Origin of the sequence: Qipengyuania rhodophyticola (assembly GCF_042493225.1) — a bacterium.
In the GTDB taxonomy this organism is placed as follows: Bacteria; Pseudomonadota; Alphaproteobacteria; order Sphingomonadales; family Sphingomonadaceae; genus Erythrobacter.
The window spans coordinates 1,773,363-1,787,304 of record NZ_CP170454.1 but is presented as its reverse complement, the minus strand read 5'-3'; the positions used below and the strand labels follow the sequence as shown (position 1 = coordinate 1,787,304).

Sequence of the window (13,942 nt, the reverse complement as noted above, 5' to 3'; positions counted from 1 at the left end):
AGGCTAAGAAAAATACGCAACCTTCCTTGTCGAAGATTCAAGCGACGGCCTCACAAATCGACGTTTTCCAGTGCATAAGTCTCTTGCACTATCGAGGACAAGCGGCTTTGAACGCTCCTATGACAGACGAAGAAATCCTCGCAGAATTCCGTGCCAGCGAAGCTTTGCTCGAAGGGCATTTCAAGCTCTCATCAGGGCGGCATAGTGGTCACTACTTACAATGCGCTCGGGTTCTTATGAACCCAGATCGCGGGGCGCGACTCGCACGCGCCCTAGCTCAAAAGATCCCGCGCGAGATCCGCGCAGAGATTGATTTAGTGGTAAGCCCGGCGATGGGCGGGATCATTATCGGTCATGAAATGGGCCGCGCGCTTGAGAAAGACGCGGTGTTTCTGGAACGGCCCGAGGGCGAATTTCACCTTCGCCGCGGATTCCGTCTGGAGCCCGGCGCTAAAGTCTTGATGGTTGAAGATGTAGTCACAACGGGACTTTCGAGTCGCGAAGCAATCGCGGCGGTCGTGAAGGAGGGCGGCGAAGTCATCGCCGAGGTATCGCTGGTTGATCGCTCGGCTGGTGAAGTTGATCTGGGCGTGCCCTTCTTCCCGCTCATCGGGATATCTTTCCCCAGCTATAGCGATAATGAACTACCCGAAGAGCTTGCGGCAATCCCGGTGACCAAGCCGGGCAGTCGGAGCTGATATGAACGCACCACTTCGCCTTGGCGTAAACATCGATCACGTGGCGACCATCCGCAATGCGCGCGGCGGCGACCATCCCGATCCTGTGCGCGCAGCGGAAATCGTCGCGGCCGTGGGCGGTGATGGCATTACCGCCCATCTTAGAGAAGACCGGCGCCATATCCGCGATGCGGATTTACAGCGAATTCAGGACGCGACCGATCTGCCGCTCAATCTGGAAATGGCCGCCACCGAGGAAATGCTGGAGATCGCGCTTCGGCATAATCCGCATGCGGCCTGCATTGTGCCGGAAAAGCGCGAGGAACGCACAACCGAAGGCGGTCTTGATGCGGCAGGTCTCCATAACACGCTGGTGCCTATCGTTAGCGCGCTGAAAGATGCAGGGATCCGCGTTAGCCTATTTATCGAAGCGGAAGAACGCCAGCTTGATGCCGCGCTTCGTCTCGGCGCGCCTGTGGTCGAGTTTCACACCGGTGAATATGCCCATGCGCATCTCGATGGTGATCAGGAGCGCGTCGCAAGCGAGCTGAAGCGCATAAGCGATATGTCAGCACTGGCCGCGAAAAACGGAATTGAGCCGCATGCGGGGCATGGCCTGACTTACGAGAATGTTCAGCCGATTGCGGCTATCCCGCAAGTCGCCGAACTGAATATCGGGCATTATCTGGTGGGCGAGGCTGTCTTTGTCGGGCTGGAGGCCGCCGTCACAAAAATGCGCGAGCTGATGGACGACGCAAGGTGAGCGTCAAAAGCGATCCTGCGCAGACGAGCTGGGCGATCATGGCCATCATTCCATTTCTGCTGAGCATTGGACTTCTTGGATTTGCCCTTAATAACAGGGTGATGGTCGCTTTCGCGCTCGGCTGGCCAGCGCTACAAGTGTTTGGATATGCTGGCTCATTGAAGCTCGCGAAAGGCGATTTGACGCATTATCTGTTCAAGTCGCAGGTGTTGCTCAACTACATGGTGCTGGCTTTGCTGGTTATGCTGATTGTGAGGGCTTCATGATCATCGGGCTTGGATCAGACTTATGCAATATTGAGCGGATCGAAAACTCGCTTGGCCGCTTCGGCGAGCGCTTTGAAAACCGTGTCTTTACAGAGATCGAGCGCGCCAAAGCGCGCAAACGCCCCTTCACCATCGCGGGCACCTATGCCAAACGCTTCGCCGCGAAAGAAGCCTTTTCCAAAGCAGTGGGAACCGGATTTCGCCGCGGTGTCTTTATGAAAGACATTGGCGTTGTGAACGCTCCATCAGGCGCGCCCACGCTGGCGCTGGGAGGCGGCGCAGCAAAGCGGCTTGCAGAAATGATCCCGGCGGGCCATGAGGCGCACATTCATCTTACCCTCACAGACGATCACCCATGGGCTCAGGCCTTTGTGATTATCGAGGCGATCCCAAAATCATGAGCGCAGATATCCAGACCGTGACTGACACAGAGAAAAACAACGCAGGCTCAGCCGAAGAGCCGATTAATTGGTTTGCCGAAATTCGCGGGCTGGCTCTGATGCTCCTCGCAGTGGTCGGCGTGCACAGTTTCATTGCAAAGCCGTTTTACATTCCCTCTGAATCGATGATGCCAAGCCTCCTCAAGGGCGACCGGCTGATCGTTAGCAAGTATCCTTATGGCTGGAACTGGTCATCAATCAGCTTCCATCTTGCGCCGCGCAGCGACTGGCGCATTTGGGCCGATACGCCTGAATATGGCGATATCGTTATCCCGGTGCATCCTGAACGCGATGAGGATTACATAAAGCGTGTGGTCGCTCTGCCCGGCGACACAATCGCGGTACGCAATGGCCAGATCATCCTCAATGGAGAGCCCGTCCCGCAAGCCGTTGAGCCAGAGATTGAGATACCAGTAGATCTCAACTCGCCGTGTAGCGCGTTCGACTATCCTGGCATGAAAACCACCGATGAAGCGGGCAATGCGGTGTGCGAAATGCCAATTTACCGCGAAACCCTGCCCAATGGTGCAAGCTATCTGATTATTGATCACACCAATCAGGGGCTCGATAACTTTGATCCGATTACAGTACCGGCGGATCATGTCTTTGTTATGGGCGACAACCGCGACCATTCTGCAGATAGCCGGGCCAGCGTTTTGGCACAGGGCCTTGGCGGCGCAGTCCCGCTAGAGAATATCGGAGGGCGTGCGGAGTTTATTACGTTCTCGCTGGATGGCACTACCAATTGGAACCCGATCAGCTGGTTTACATCCATGCGCGATGGCCGGGCCTGGACCACTCTGCGCCCAGCCGTCGCGGAGACGGATAGCGAGTAAGCACGAGGAAATCAGGCGCCGGATATGGCACGCAAATTTCTCTACATAATCGCGGTGATAATCGTCGCGTGCATAGCGGGCGTGATTGCGCTGGCGATCTGGTCACGAGAGGCGACCGAGATTGCGCTCGTTCCGCGCGGTGAATTCGTTGAGCAGGAAGCGCTTGCCGCCAACGCTTATGAAGATCCAGCGATGTGGTATTCGCGCCCTGGCATCGGAGTGAATGACCCATCGCGCTATCAGCCCGCCTATGCTCCGGGAGCTGAAGCACAGGACGGTCAAGACAATGCGTCCGAAGCACCCGCAGGCCAAAGCGATACCACCGAATTCGCCGTCTTTTTCGTTCATCCGACCAGCTACATTCCGCTTGCCCTGACTGAGGATGCGCTCTGGAATGCGCCGCTTGGCGACGATGAAGCCGAGGATCGTGCCCGCCTGTTCCTGCGCGGCATGGCCAGCGCCTTCAACCGTGCCGATGAAATCTGGGCACCACGCTATCGTCAAGCGGTTGCAGGCGCATTCCTGACTGATCAGGCCGAGGCCGGTCAGGCGATTGACGCAGCCTATGGCGATGTTCGTGAGGCCTTCCGATATTTTGCTGACAGCATTGATGCGGATCAGCCGATTGTAATTGCCGGACACAGCCAAGGCTCGCTTCACATCCTGCGCCTGCTGCGAGAAGAGATTGCCGGCACCTCGCTAGAGGCGCGCATCGCCGCTGCCTACCCGATTGGCTGGCCGATTTCGGTTGAGGATGATCTGCCTGCCCTACCCCTACCTGCGTGTAGCGATCCCAATCAGGCTGGGTGCCTCACCACATGGCTAAGTTTTGCGAATAATCCAGATTCTTCCATGCTCATGGATCGCTATCAGGCCACAGATAGCATGACGGGCGGCTCACGCGGGGATGGCCCGATCCTATGCGTCAATCCGCTAACGGGAACGGCAGGCGGAGAAGCGCCAGAGAGCGCCAATCTCGGTACACTCGTGCCCAATGATGATTTCTCTTCAGCCGAATTGGTGCCCGAGGCAGTACCGGCTCGCTGTGATGAGGAAGGTTTGCTCATCATCGGCAATCCTCCACGCGTGGGCCAAGGCGTGCTGCCGGGCAACAATTATCACGTCTATGACATCCCGCTGTTCTGGGCGAACCTTCAAGAGGACGTGGTGCGCCGCGTGTCGGCATGGACGACAGCGCGCTGATCACGGACGACGCGCAGGAATTTGGCGCAGGGCTGCCCGACGGCGGAGTGTTGCTCGCGCTGGATCTTGGCACCAAGACGATAGGCGTTGCGACCTGTGATGCCGGATGGCGCTTTGCCACTGCGGGAAGCACGCTGCCACGCGGCAAGTTCAGCAAGGATTGCGGAAAATTGCGCGAGCTGACACAGCAACGCGGCGCGGTTGGCATCATCATTGGCCTACCGCGCAACATGGATGGGAGCGAAGGTCCGCGTGTCCAATCCACCCGCGCCTATGCTCGCAATCTGTCAGAGGCGCTCGGACTGCCAATTCTGTTGTGGGACGAGCGCTGGTCCACCGCCAGCGCCGATGCAGCAATGATTGGACAGGACATGAGCCGGGCCAAACGCGCAGAGAAGATCGATAGCCACGCTGCCGCTGTCATTTTGCAAGGCGCTATCGACCGGCTGGCAGGCGGCGTCCTTTAGACTTACTCCGCAGGTTCCAGAGCATACCGCCGCGCCTTTGCTTCGCCGGAAAGCATCGCACTGCCGCTACCCTCCGCCTCCCCCCACAAGGCATCGACCTGCTCAGCGTCATCTAGCAAGAGCGCACGCGCCTCATAGCTGGCAAGGCGCAATCGATCGCTCGGATGCGTTCGGCCAAAGTGCTCCGCGAGGTCCAAAGCCTCATCGCCGCCCAGCCCAATCGCGCAGCGCAAAAAACACTCAGTCGATGTAGGATTGAGCACAGCGGTGATCTCACCAGTTTCTAGCTCAAAACCATATTGATCAAACCAACCCTGCGCGGGATGGATATGCATCACATTGAGGGAGACTGACATGCTTTCCGGCAGTAGTTGCGAATGAATGTCCCGGTGCGCGCGGTATAGCATCATTTTGCCCTCTTCGAGCGCGCTCCGTTCTACGAATTTCAACCCAGGTTTCTCGCCAATAAAACCTGCAGTTTCTGCGTAATCATATTCGTAATAATCGCTCGCATAACCGGGTCCGAGATAGCCAGCAGTTAGGAAGCTGAAATTGTGATCATGCGGTACGCCATAAACGAAGGCCTTGCTCCCGCTCGCCTGAAAGCACGCATCGCGGCCCGAAGGCCAAATGTTTGCTCTTAAGAAGCAACCACCTCTCATTTTCGACAAGACTATAGCTTGCGGGCCATATGCGGTCGTCTCTCCAATCTGGCGGTGGCGATCACGCAACTGGCTGACAAGCATATCGCCCAGAAAGGTGCGATTGTTCGCTAGACGCCTTAGAGCGCGTGTGCCCTTTGCAATGCCCTCCTCATCCTGAAGATCAAGTCCGCGATCGCCAAGATCATCGACGCAATCGGCAATCTCATAACTTTCGCTGTCATCACAAGAGAGCAGGCGCGGCATGACTAGTCCTTTTCCGGTTCAAGAGTTGGGAAAGCAATTAAATTTGGCTGAGCTGGGGGTGCGCTTCGATCAAGCTTGCGCGCAGGCTACCAGCAACCTCGCTAAGGCTGTCAGCCGGGTTCGAAGCAATGCGCGAGAGCGCTGCAAATCCCCGCGCAGTATCCAGCGACAAGCATGTGCGAAGGGCTTGCCAGCGTATGTGATCGCTACCCTTAAACGCGATATCTTCGAGCGCATCCGCTGCATCAGTGCGACCCATTTGCCCCAGCAAAGCCATTGCAAGTTCTAGGCGACTTTCCTCGCGCTGGCCGCTGGCCCGGTGGACCAGCTGGCCATTGTCGAGGCGAAACTCGCGTGCGGTTTGCGGCTGCGCGGGCGCACGCGAAAGGCGCAGCATGACCAACCGTCCATGCACATTGCGCACAAGCTTGGTCATCCGTTCGCCCGTTATCGACAGTGTACCGCCAGCGGCCAACGTCTCGCTGCGCCGATCCAAAACCGCGTGATCGCTATGCTCTTCGATAATCTCAATGATCTCTGATGAAGCAGACCCCGCGAGGTAAATCTCATGCCGCTCACCGCCTACAAAGCACACCGTCTGCGCCGTCTCGCGTCGGTCTTCGAGCAGTCTTTCGTAGCACACGAGGGAAAGCGCTGCCCGGCCGTACTCAGCCAATTGGACAACCGAAATTCCGCCAGCATACTGGTGGCGAAACGGGACTTGCCCAAGCGGCTCGTTATCGAGCGCTTTGCCCATGCGACTGCACAAATCGTTCACCAAAATGGCGGCACGATGGGGCTCGTTAATGACGCTGTCGAGCATCGGGCAGTGATCAAGGGAAGCGCCTACTCCATAAGCCTCAAGTTCCTCTAGCATGAGAGCAACATCCTCGTGGCGTTTCCATGCTTCTTTGGCCCCCTCGACTGCGCGCTGCGCACGGCGCTGCGGAGTGGGGTTTCCCCGCAGCGCCTGCAAGATGGGATCAATCCGCATGGTGGTGTGCCTGATTGCGGGGCAACATGATCATTGAGAATCGTAAATGTAGACCATGATGATAACGACACGGTCATCGGCACTGACCGTGGCAACATCGGACATGCTGCCGAAAACGCCTGAGGCATTGTCAAGATTGGGCAGCGTATCCAATTCAAGTTTTGGTAAGCTCATTGAGTTTCTCCGCTCTAACTGACAAGCGCGGCAGCATGCCGTGCTTGGTGCGAAGAAAGATGACGAGAGCTTGGCTCGCGTGGAAATTAAAACATTGTAATCGCGGCGCGCGGCGGCCAGACGAATTGAATTATGCCTGATCCGCAAGCCTTTGACCCGGCAGTTGCCGCCCAGTTCCTGACGGCGCGAGCCCATAATGGCTGGCTCGGCTTAACCTATTGCAAACACGGTGATGATTGGGTCGAGCTTGAGCTACCCTGGCGCGAAGATCTGATCGGTCAGGACGGTGATAGTGTGCTGGCGTCTGGTCCGATTATCAGCCTTATGGATATGGCCAGCGGCCTCGCCATCTGGAATCGGAAGCAAGAGTTCACCGCAATCGCCACGCTTGATCTGCGGGTGGATTACATCCGCCCGGCGCGTGCCAAGGCCAGCGTGTTTGGGCACTCGCAGTGCTACCGGCTGACCAAATCCGCTGCCTTCGTTAGGGGGTTTGCCCATGATGGTGATCCCGATGATCCGCTTGCGCGGATCTTGGGCGTATTCATGACGATTAAGTCAAACCAAAAAATGCCCAGCGGGACGCCAAGCAATGACTGAGGCACCAGAAACCTCTCTGCTGACGCCCTATGCCCGCTCGCTTGGTGTAGCGTTTGATCGCTGGGAAGGCACGACTCCGATCTTGCGCGCGGAGTATGCCGACCGCCTGTCTGGCAGGCCCGGCGCATTGCATGGCGGCGCGATTAGCGGATTGCTGGAAACGGCGGGCTACGCAACATTGCGTGCAGCATTGGGCAAAGAAGCAGAGACCGCGCGGCTCAAGCCCATCAATATCACCGTTCAATTCCTGCGCGCGGGCAATCTGGAAACAAGCTTTTCCAGTGGCCGCATTGTCAAATTGGGGCGCCGCACTGCTAATATCAGCGTAGAAGCCTGGCAGAACAATCGCGAAAAACCCATTGCCGCAGCGATTATGAATGTGATGATTGTTCAGCCAGACGCAGCCTAGGCTTGCTTGTCGAGGCTAGCGCTCGGACGCCTGTTCCAATGCGCGCTCAATCTCCTCTGCATCAATTTCGACACCTTCTTCTCCCAGCACGATCTCGAGCGGCACACCCTCGATCTCAGTACTGAGGATCACCTCCCCATCGCGGATCCTCAACCGGCTATCATCTCCGATCGGGATATCTTCAAGCTCCGGTACATCAAGCGGTTCAATTGGCCCACCCGGATCGTCTTGCTGCTCGGTAGTGCGGGCCGGGTCAGGTTTGCTCACCACCGCCTGACGCATAAAATCGCGCCAGATACGCGCAGGTAATCCGCCGCCTGTGATCCCATCAAGCGGGCTGTTATCATCATTGCCAATCCACACACCGACCACCAGACCCTCAGCATATCCCACAAACAATGCATCACGGTTATTCTGGCTGGTACCGGTCTTGCCGTAATTGGGACCCGCGAGCATCGCCGCCCGCCCAGTGCCGCCATTGATCGCGTGGCGCAGCATGTCTTCCATGTCTTCATGTGTACTTTCGGAGAGGCTATCCGGGCCGTCCCAAAGCTCGTCCCACCAGCTGCGCTCTTCGCGGGCAAATCCGGTTGCTTCAATCGGAAACGCGTTGCCCGCAAGCCCTGCATAGGCTGAGGTCAACTCAATCAGGCTCATACTGGTTGATCCCAGCGCAATACTCGGATCGCCCTTGGGCAGATCATCACCAATCCCAAAATCGCGCGCTGTCGCTATAACCTTTTCAGAGCCAATCGCATTGAACAGGCGAACGGTGGCGACATTGCTCGATTGCGCCAGCGCATCGCGCAGGGTGATCTCTTCAGAGTAACGCCCATTGGCATTGCGCGGACGATAGCTGCCTTCGGTAATCTCGGTATTGGCAATCGTACTTTGCGGGCTCCAGCCATCGCGTAAGGCTGCCAAATACACGAAAGTCTTAATCGTCGAGCCTGACTGGCGCTGAGCCTGCGTCGCGCGGTTGAATGGGCTGGCCCGGTAATCCTTGCCACCAACCATAGCGACCACCTCGCCATTGGGCCGCATCGCCACCAAAGCCACTTGCGCCCCGCCCAGCTTGGCACCTGATGTCACGCGGCGTGCCAATGTTTGAAGCCTCGCATCCAGCGTCGTCGTCAAAGTCTGCCGCGCGTAACCACCTTCGGAACGCTCGCGCGCTTGCGGCAAGGCCCAATCAGCGAAATAGGTACCCGTTGGCAAATCGCTCTTGAGGCGCACGTCGAGCGCGGGTGAACGGATTCCTGCAGCTTCTGCTTCAGTGATATAGCCCGCCGCAACCATCGCATTGACGACCATCTTCATCCGGCGCTCGGCCCGCTCGTAATGCTTGACCGGATTGAAGCGCGAGGGCGCCTGAACGAGCCCCGCCAACATCGCTGCTTGCGAGCGCGTGAGGTTCTCTGGCTTGCGATAAAAGAAGTGTAGGCTCGCCGCGCGAATACCGTACACATTATCGCCGAAATAGGCGTTGGAGAGGTAGCGCGCGAGTATCTCATCCTTGGTCAGCCAGCTTTCCAGCCAAAACGCGATCAGCATTTCGCGCGCTTTGCGGCTGAGCGTCTGATCCGGCGTAAGGAAGGTGAATTTCGCGAGCTGCTGAGTGATGGTCGACCCGCCCTGCATCGGTCCGCCTGACACGCGCGCCCAGACCGCTCGGCCAAGCCCACGCGGATCAACGCCCCAATGAGAGTAGAACCGCCGGTCCTCAATCGAGAGAAATGCCTCCACCACATGCGGGGGAAGCTCATCAATCACCACCGGCTCATCAGTGATCGCCCCGTTGCGGGCGATCGGCGTTCCATTAGCGGCCAGCAAAGTAATTTGCGGCGGGGCAATCGGCTCGAGCGACTTGTTGAGCGGTGCAGTGAAGGCGAGCCATCCGATCAGTGCGATGAAAAGTAACAGCACGGCGGCAATGATTCGTACCGCCCACCAGCGTTTGCGCCGCTCGCGCCAATGCGAGGGCTGCCACCAGCGGGTTTTGCGACGCTCATCCTCGCGCTTGAAATGCGTATCGAGTCGGTCAAGCCGCGCATCCCAATCATCATAGGAAGGCTTGGATGATCGCGTAGTCGATGCGATGAATCCATCGTCGCCATCATCATGCAGCGAATAATAGCCGCCGTGCGGGTGGTGCCCAAGTTCATACTCTGACTCAGGGCTCTTTTTGCGCAAGATACGGGCGAGAAACGTCATGGCATCGCTGTGTTAACTTAACAACACAGTAGATGCAACGCCCCTCGCAAGGGCATCCTCAGAACGGGAGAACTCGGTTTGAAAATGCATATTTGTTTCAGAATGGGACAAGAAGACCTCGCTCTAAAACATGGTACTGGTCATTATGCTGAACAAGGTGTAAAACTAGCCGCGCTTATCATGGGGAGTTTACACGATGATTGCATTTGCAAGGCTTACCGCATTTTCGCTCGCTTGCGCACTCGCGACACCGGCAATGGCCGCTGAGCTCGTCGAAACCGGCGGCGGCTTCGACATCGACGACAATCAGTCCGCGAGTAGCGACATTGTTGTTGCAGCGAATGAGACGATTGAGTCGCTCACGGTATCGCTCGATATTCAGCATACGTACCTAGGAGACCTAATTGCGACGCTCAGCAATGGCACCACCACGGTAACACTGTTTGATCGTCCAGGCGTTCCACCACTCACTTTCGGCAATAGCGACGATCTCGACGGCGTTTACACCTTCGATGACCTCGCTTCCGATCCATTTTCAGAGACTGGCGGCCTTGGCACTATTCCAGAGGGTAGCTTCCAATCTCAAGATCCGCTCTCCGCATTTGCTGGCGCGAGCACCGCAGGCACATGGACACTTACCATTTCTGACAATGCGGGCGGTGACCAAGGAGCGCTTGCTGGTTGGTCGCTCAACTTCATCACGGGGGCCGGTGCAGTTCCAGAGCCAGGTACATGGCTGCTGATGATCCTCGGCTTTGGTGCAATCGGCGCGAGCATGCGTCAGGGCAAGGTACGCAAGGCGAGCGTCAGCTACGCCTGATCCGCTTCACTGCAAAAAAGGCGCGCTACCCAAACTGGGCGGCGCGCCTTTTTGTTTGTCCAGTGGGTTAGCTCGAACTGAACTCAGCCCTTGCTAACCACGCTTTCGGGCAAATCTTCGCCAAAGACGCGCTGGTAATATTCGGCGACCAACATCCGCTCTTCCTCATCGCATTTGTTGAGGAAGGACAGGCGGAAAGAAAAGCCAACGTCCTTGAAGATGGCGTAATTCTGCGCCCAGGTGATCACCGTACGCGGGCTCATTACAGTTGAAATATCGCCATTGATGAAGCCTTGGCGCGAGAAATCTGCGACCTTGATCATATTGGCGAGCACTTCTGGGTCGGTATCGGGGTTCTTGGCCGCTACAATATCCTGCTCAACATCGGCAGGCAGATAATTGAGGCCGACCACAATGTTCCAGCGGTCCATCTGGCCTTGGTTGATCGCCTGCGTACCGTGATACAGCCCGCTCGTGTCGCCAAGACCCACCGTGTTGGCTGTCGCAAACAGCCGGAAGTTCGCATCCGGGCGGATAACGCGGTTCTGATCGAGCAGGGTCAGCTTGCCCTGTTGTTCGAGCACGCGTTGGATCACGAACATTACATCGGGGCGGCCCGCATCATATTCGTCAAACACCAACGCAACGGGATGCTGCAATGCCCAGGGCAACAGCCCTTCCCGGAACTCGGTGACCTGCAAGCCATCGCGCAGCACAATCGCATCGCGCCCGACCAGATCAATACGGCTGATATGCGCGTCGAGGTTGATCCGAATACACGGCCAATTGAGCCGCGCGGCAACCTGCTCAATATGCGTCGACTTACCTGTGCCGTGATAGCCCTGAACCATCACCCGCCGATCATGCGCAAACCCGGCAAGGATCGCGAGCGTCGTGTCGGGATCGAACACATAGCTTTCATCGAGGTCTGGCGTACGCTCATCAGGCTTGGAAAATGCGGGCACTTTCCAGTCAATATCAATGCCGAAAACCTCGCGCACATCGACGACGGTGTCGGGCGCAGCCAAAACGGTCTTGTCGCGGGAATCGAAGCTCTTGTCAGTCATTTCGTTCATATCGGTGAGCGGGTTAGACGGCTCCGACGTGCCCCGCAATCACCTAATGCCTCACATGCCGACAAATTTCGCTATCGCGGGATGGTGATTGAGCCAAGATGCCCAGATTTACGCCAGACGAACGCGCCATCGGGACCCGCAGTTAGCTGAGTCGAAGCACCGCGCGGCAAACGCAGCCAGTCATGTTTCCTAAGCTCGCCTTCTGGCGATTGCAGCGAGCCATCAAGCACAAGAATTTCGACGCCATCGGGGTCGGAAACGCTCTGCACCGCGCCAACATCCCATAACTCAGCTGCTACGGTCTCGCCCGGAACGGAGTGGATCACCGTGCTGGCGACACCGTCCTTCGGATCGCCAAAGTCAAGCGCACCGAGATCAACACTGAACTGTTTCGTATCGTCAGGCGCAAACTGCCACAGTTTAACGAAGATTGTGCATCCAGGCTCTGACCTTGGGACGTGATGCGTGCCGATTGGATTGCGGATATAAGTGCCCGCGGGATAGTCGCCATGCTCGTCCTGGAAGACACCCTCCAGGACAATGAACTCCTCGCCGCCCGAATGCGTATGCTCGGGGAATTCACTCCCCGGAGCATAGCGCACAATCGAGGTCGCCCGCGCAACCTCATCGCCGATCCGGTCTAGCATGCGCCGGTCAACACCCTTCATAGGCGACGGGACCCAATCGAGCTCAGCGGTGCTTACCGCGACGACCTTCGAGAAATCAGCGTTTACTTCCATAATACCGCTCCAACGCACACTACTCCGCCCATGTGGGGTGCATTCCCCTCTCGCCAAGAGCCAGCGCTTTCCATAGGGTAACCCCATGCCGCCTCGCCCCTCAGAGATGTTTCGCCAGCGACTGGTCTCCAGTGTGCGTTCAGTATTCAACGATGTGGATAGCGGACAGCAGCCTGTGCCGCCTTCCGATGAGGCTCTGTTTGAGCGCGATACCCCAATCCGCTTGGTCCACGCCGATGTGGTGGGGATGATGGTGGGCGGGATACGCAGCCTGCTTATCCAGATGCTCCATCCTAGCGCTTTGCAAGGCGTGCTCGACCATTCCAATTTTCGCGAGGATATGCATGGGCGGCTCAGGCGCACCGCGCGGTTCATTGCGATCACAACCTTTGGTCACCGCGACGATGCACAAGCCGCAATTGAGCGGGTCAATCTGATCCACCGTCAAGTGACGGGCAATCTGCCTGATGGCACGGAATATGCCGCGAGCGATCCGCGCACGCTCGCTTGGGTGCATGTAGCCGAAGCAACGAGCTTCCTCGCCGCTTACCTCCGCCATGTCCGTCCTGATATGCCAACTCATGAGCAGGACGAATATTATCGTCAGTTCGCAATCATTGCGCGCAAGCTGGGCGCTGACCCGGTGCCAATCACGCGGCGCGAGGCAGACGCCCTATTTCTCGAATTTCGCAGCGAGCTGAGCAGTAGCCCCGAGGCGCGCGAAGTCGCCGATCTGGTGCTCAATCAGCGCCCCAAGGGAGCGCCGCCAGTCGCACAGGCACTGCTCGGAACTGAGGCTGTAGCGCTCTTGCCATCCTTCGCCCGGTCAATGTTGGCACTTGAGCGTCCGGGCCTTGCCGCCCTACCCGCGCGCGCTGCCACATGGGGTATGGGCAAGACTTTGCGTTGGGCCTTTCGCCAGACGTGACATCGCCAGATTGCCATGGTTTTTCCCTGTCCTGCTGATATCATGACCTCCATTGGGAGACAGATTATGTACATTCAGGGTTTTGTGGTTCCAGTCCTGCCGGGCAAGGAAGAAGCATACGCGAAAATGGCTCAGGAAGCCGGCGAGCTTTTTCGCAAGTATGGCGCACTCGAAATTGTCGAGACCATCGAGGAAGATGTGAAGGAAGGAACGAACACCGACTTTCGCAAAGCGGTTAAGGCTGAGGATGGCGAAAAGATAGTGTTTTCCTGGGCGATCTGGCCGGACCAGGAAACTTGCGAGAAAGCAGCGCAAGAGATGCAAAATGATCCCGAGATGAAGATGCCCGAAGAGATACCTTTTGCGGGAACCCGCCTGATCTATGGCGGTTTCAAACCGATTTACACCAGCGGCCGCGACTAGGGAG

The 13,942-nt window shown here is 57.4% G+C and carries 18 protein-coding genes; 12 read left to right on the top strand and 6 right to left on the bottom strand.

The genetic code is table 11. The features are described from left to right. Positions 1 to 119 precede the first annotated feature (119 nt). From pyrE to ruvX, 7 genes are read left to right on the top strand one after another with little or no spacing between them, the layout of a single operon-like run. Positions 120 to 698: an orotate phosphoribosyltransferase gene (gene pyrE / locus ACFCXQ_RS08450; RefSeq protein WP_379549654.1), complete on the top strand. Its 579-nt coding sequence runs from the start codon at positions 120 to 122 to the stop codon at positions 696 to 698. A gap of 1 nt (position 699) precedes the next feature. After that, positions 700 to 1,440, top strand: a complete 741-nt coding sequence (locus tag ACFCXQ_RS08445) for a pyridoxine 5'-phosphate synthase (RefSeq protein ID WP_379549653.1) — start codon at positions 700 to 702, stop codon at positions 1,438 to 1,440. After that, on the top strand, positions 1,437 to 1,706 hold the full coding sequence (locus ACFCXQ_RS08440; RefSeq protein WP_379549651.1) for a pyridoxal phosphate biosynthetic protein: 270 nt from the start codon (positions 1,437 to 1,439) through the stop codon (positions 1,704 to 1,706). Before ACFCXQ_RS08445 ends, ACFCXQ_RS08440 begins: the two co-directional genes overlap by 4 nt. Continuing rightward, positions 1,703 to 2,107: a holo-ACP synthase gene (gene acpS, locus ACFCXQ_RS08435; protein WP_379549649.1), complete on the top strand. Its 405-nt coding sequence runs from the start codon at positions 1,703 to 1,705 to the stop codon at positions 2,105 to 2,107. Before ACFCXQ_RS08440 ends, acpS begins: the two co-directional genes overlap by 4 nt. Next, positions 2,104 to 2,982 (top strand): signal peptidase I, encoded by an 879-nt coding sequence (gene lepB, locus ACFCXQ_RS08430; RefSeq protein ID WP_379549647.1) that lies wholly within the window; start codon positions 2,104 to 2,106, stop codon positions 2,980 to 2,982. Before acpS ends, lepB begins: the two co-directional genes overlap by 4 nt. A gap of 24 nt (positions 2,983 to 3,006) precedes the next feature. Beyond that, the gene (locus ACFCXQ_RS08425; protein WP_379549645.1) at positions 3,007 to 4,185 is read left to right on the top strand and encodes a DUF3089 domain-containing protein; all 1,179 of its coding nucleotides are present in this window, start codon (positions 3,007 to 3,009) and stop codon (positions 4,183 to 4,185) included. Continuing rightward, the gene (ruvX, locus tag ACFCXQ_RS08420) at positions 4,167 to 4,652 is read left to right on the top strand and encodes a Holliday junction resolvase RuvX (protein WP_379549643.1); all 486 of its coding nucleotides are present in this window, start codon (positions 4,167 to 4,169) and stop codon (positions 4,650 to 4,652) included. Before ACFCXQ_RS08425 ends, ruvX begins: the two co-directional genes overlap by 19 nt. A 2-nt stretch (positions 4,653 to 4,654) precedes the next feature. On the opposite strand, the gene ACFCXQ_RS08415 is transcribed toward ruvX, so the two are convergent. Genes ACFCXQ_RS08415 through ACFCXQ_RS08405 form a run of 3 tightly spaced genes read right to left on the bottom strand, consistent with a single transcriptional unit; the run spans position 4,655 to position 6,728 of the window. Continuing rightward, complete coding sequence (locus ACFCXQ_RS08415; protein ID WP_379549641.1) at positions 4,655 to 5,560, bottom strand: transposase; 906 nt, start codon at positions 5,558 to 5,560, stop codon at positions 4,655 to 4,657. Between the two features lie 37 nt (positions 5,561 to 5,597). Then, a complete protein-coding gene (locus ACFCXQ_RS08410) occupies positions 5,598 to 6,554 on the bottom strand; it encodes a hypothetical protein (RefSeq protein ID WP_379549639.1) in 957 nt (318 codons plus the stop codon). 30 nt (positions 6,555 to 6,584) lie between these two features. Further along, positions 6,585 to 6,728 carry a hypothetical protein gene (locus tag ACFCXQ_RS08405; RefSeq protein WP_379549637.1) on the bottom strand — a complete coding sequence of 48 codons (144 nt, stop codon included), beginning with the start codon at positions 6,726 to 6,728 and terminating at the stop codon, positions 6,585 to 6,587. A gap of 132 nt (positions 6,729 to 6,860) precedes the next feature. On the opposite strand from ACFCXQ_RS08405, the gene ACFCXQ_RS08400 reads away from it, so the two are divergent. Both ACFCXQ_RS08400 and ACFCXQ_RS08395 read left to right on the top strand, forming a co-directional pair. Then, complete coding sequence (locus ACFCXQ_RS08400; protein ID WP_379549635.1) at positions 6,861 to 7,328, top strand: PaaI family thioesterase; 468 nt, start codon at positions 6,861 to 6,863, stop codon at positions 7,326 to 7,328. Further along, on the top strand, positions 7,321 to 7,737 hold the full coding sequence (locus tag ACFCXQ_RS08395) for a PaaI family thioesterase (RefSeq protein ID WP_379549633.1): 417 nt from the start codon (positions 7,321 to 7,323) through the stop codon (positions 7,735 to 7,737). The genes ACFCXQ_RS08400 and ACFCXQ_RS08395 overlap by 8 nt, the downstream gene beginning before the upstream one ends. Positions 7,738 to 7,752: 15 nt before the next feature. On the opposite strand, the gene ACFCXQ_RS08390 is transcribed toward ACFCXQ_RS08395, so the two are convergent. Then, on the bottom strand, positions 7,753 to 9,951 hold the full coding sequence (locus ACFCXQ_RS08390) for a transglycosylase domain-containing protein (RefSeq protein ID WP_379549631.1): 2,199 nt from the start codon (positions 9,949 to 9,951) through the stop codon (positions 7,753 to 7,755). 196 nt (positions 9,952 to 10,147) lie between these two features. Between ACFCXQ_RS08390 and ACFCXQ_RS08385 the strand changes: the two genes are divergently transcribed. After that, a complete protein-coding gene (locus ACFCXQ_RS08385; protein WP_379549629.1) occupies positions 10,148 to 10,771 on the top strand; it encodes a PEPxxWA-CTERM sorting domain-containing protein in 624 nt (207 codons plus the stop codon). Positions 10,772 to 10,854: 83 nt separating this feature from the next. Here the strand turns inward: ACFCXQ_RS08385 and ACFCXQ_RS08380 are convergent, their stop codons facing one another. Together ACFCXQ_RS08380 and ACFCXQ_RS08375 are read right to left on the bottom strand one after the other, a co-directional pair. After that, complete coding sequence (locus tag ACFCXQ_RS08380; protein WP_379554604.1) at positions 10,855 to 11,847, bottom strand: AAA family ATPase; 993 nt, start codon at positions 11,845 to 11,847, stop codon at positions 10,855 to 10,857. Between the two features lie 71 nt (positions 11,848 to 11,918). Then, a complete protein-coding gene (locus ACFCXQ_RS08375) occupies positions 11,919 to 12,587 on the bottom strand; it encodes a cupin domain-containing protein (RefSeq protein WP_379549628.1) in 669 nt (222 codons plus the stop codon). An 85-nt stretch (positions 12,588 to 12,672) separates the two neighbouring features. Here ACFCXQ_RS08375 and ACFCXQ_RS08370 point away from each other — a divergent pair, with 85 nt between their 5' ends. Beyond that, a complete protein-coding gene (locus tag ACFCXQ_RS08370) occupies positions 12,673 to 13,515 on the top strand; it encodes an oxygenase MpaB family protein (protein WP_379549626.1) in 843 nt (280 codons plus the stop codon). 66 nt (positions 13,516 to 13,581) lie between these two features. Then, positions 13,582 to 13,938, top strand: coding sequence for a DUF1428 domain-containing protein (locus ACFCXQ_RS08365; protein WP_379549624.1), 357 nt, complete (start codon positions 13,582 to 13,584; stop codon positions 13,936 to 13,938). The last annotated feature ends 4 nt before the right edge of the window (positions 13,939 to 13,942 follow it).

Excerpts from the sequence above, each read along its gene's own strand:
- pyrE (WP_379549654.1), top strand. The coding sequence starts at position 120 with ATGACAGACGAAGAAATCCTCGCAGAATTCCGTGCCAGCGAAGCTTTG.
- ACFCXQ_RS08445 (WP_379549653.1), top strand. The coding sequence starts at position 700 with ATGAACGCACCACTTCGCCTTGGCGTAAACATCGATCACGTGGCGACC.
- acpS (WP_379549649.1), top strand. The coding sequence starts at position 1,703 with ATGATCATCGGGCTTGGATCAGACTTATGCAATATTGAGCGGATCGAA.
- lepB (WP_379549647.1), top strand. The coding sequence starts at position 2,104 with ATGAGCGCAGATATCCAGACCGTGACTGACACAGAGAAAAACAACGCA.
- ACFCXQ_RS08425 (WP_379549645.1), top strand. The coding sequence starts at position 3,007 with ATGGCACGCAAATTTCTCTACATAATCGCGGTGATAATCGTCGCGTGC.
- ruvX (WP_379549643.1), top strand. The coding sequence starts at position 4,167 with ATGGACGACAGCGCGCTGATCACGGACGACGCGCAGGAATTTGGCGCA.
- ACFCXQ_RS08415 (WP_379549641.1), bottom strand. The coding sequence starts at position 5,560 with ATGCCGCGCCTGCTCTCTTGTGATGACAGCGAAAGTTATGAGATTGCC.
- ACFCXQ_RS08410 (WP_379549639.1), bottom strand. The coding sequence starts at position 6,554 with ATGCGGATTGATCCCATCTTGCAGGCGCTGCGGGGAAACCCCACTCCG.
- ACFCXQ_RS08405 (WP_379549637.1), bottom strand. The coding sequence starts at position 6,728 with ATGAGCTTACCAAAACTTGAATTGGATACGCTGCCCAATCTTGACAAT.
- ACFCXQ_RS08400 (WP_379549635.1), top strand. The coding sequence starts at position 6,861 with ATGCCTGATCCGCAAGCCTTTGACCCGGCAGTTGCCGCCCAGTTCCTG.
- ACFCXQ_RS08395 (WP_379549633.1), top strand. The coding sequence starts at position 7,321 with ATGACTGAGGCACCAGAAACCTCTCTGCTGACGCCCTATGCCCGCTCG.
- ACFCXQ_RS08390 (WP_379549631.1), bottom strand. The coding sequence starts at position 9,951 with ATGACGTTTCTCGCCCGTATCTTGCGCAAAAAGAGCCCTGAGTCAGAG.
- ACFCXQ_RS08385 (WP_379549629.1), top strand. The coding sequence starts at position 10,148 with ATGATTGCATTTGCAAGGCTTACCGCATTTTCGCTCGCTTGCGCACTC.
- ACFCXQ_RS08380 (WP_379554604.1), bottom strand. The coding sequence starts at position 11,847 with ATGAACGAAATGACTGACAAGAGCTTCGATTCCCGCGACAAGACCGTT.
- ACFCXQ_RS08375 (WP_379549628.1), bottom strand. The coding sequence starts at position 12,587 with ATGGAAGTAAACGCTGATTTCTCGAAGGTCGTCGCGGTAAGCACCGCT.
- ACFCXQ_RS08370 (WP_379549626.1), top strand. The coding sequence starts at position 12,673 with ATGCCGCCTCGCCCCTCAGAGATGTTTCGCCAGCGACTGGTCTCCAGT.
- ACFCXQ_RS08365 (WP_379549624.1), top strand. The coding sequence starts at position 13,582 with ATGTACATTCAGGGTTTTGTGGTTCCAGTCCTGCCGGGCAAGGAAGAA.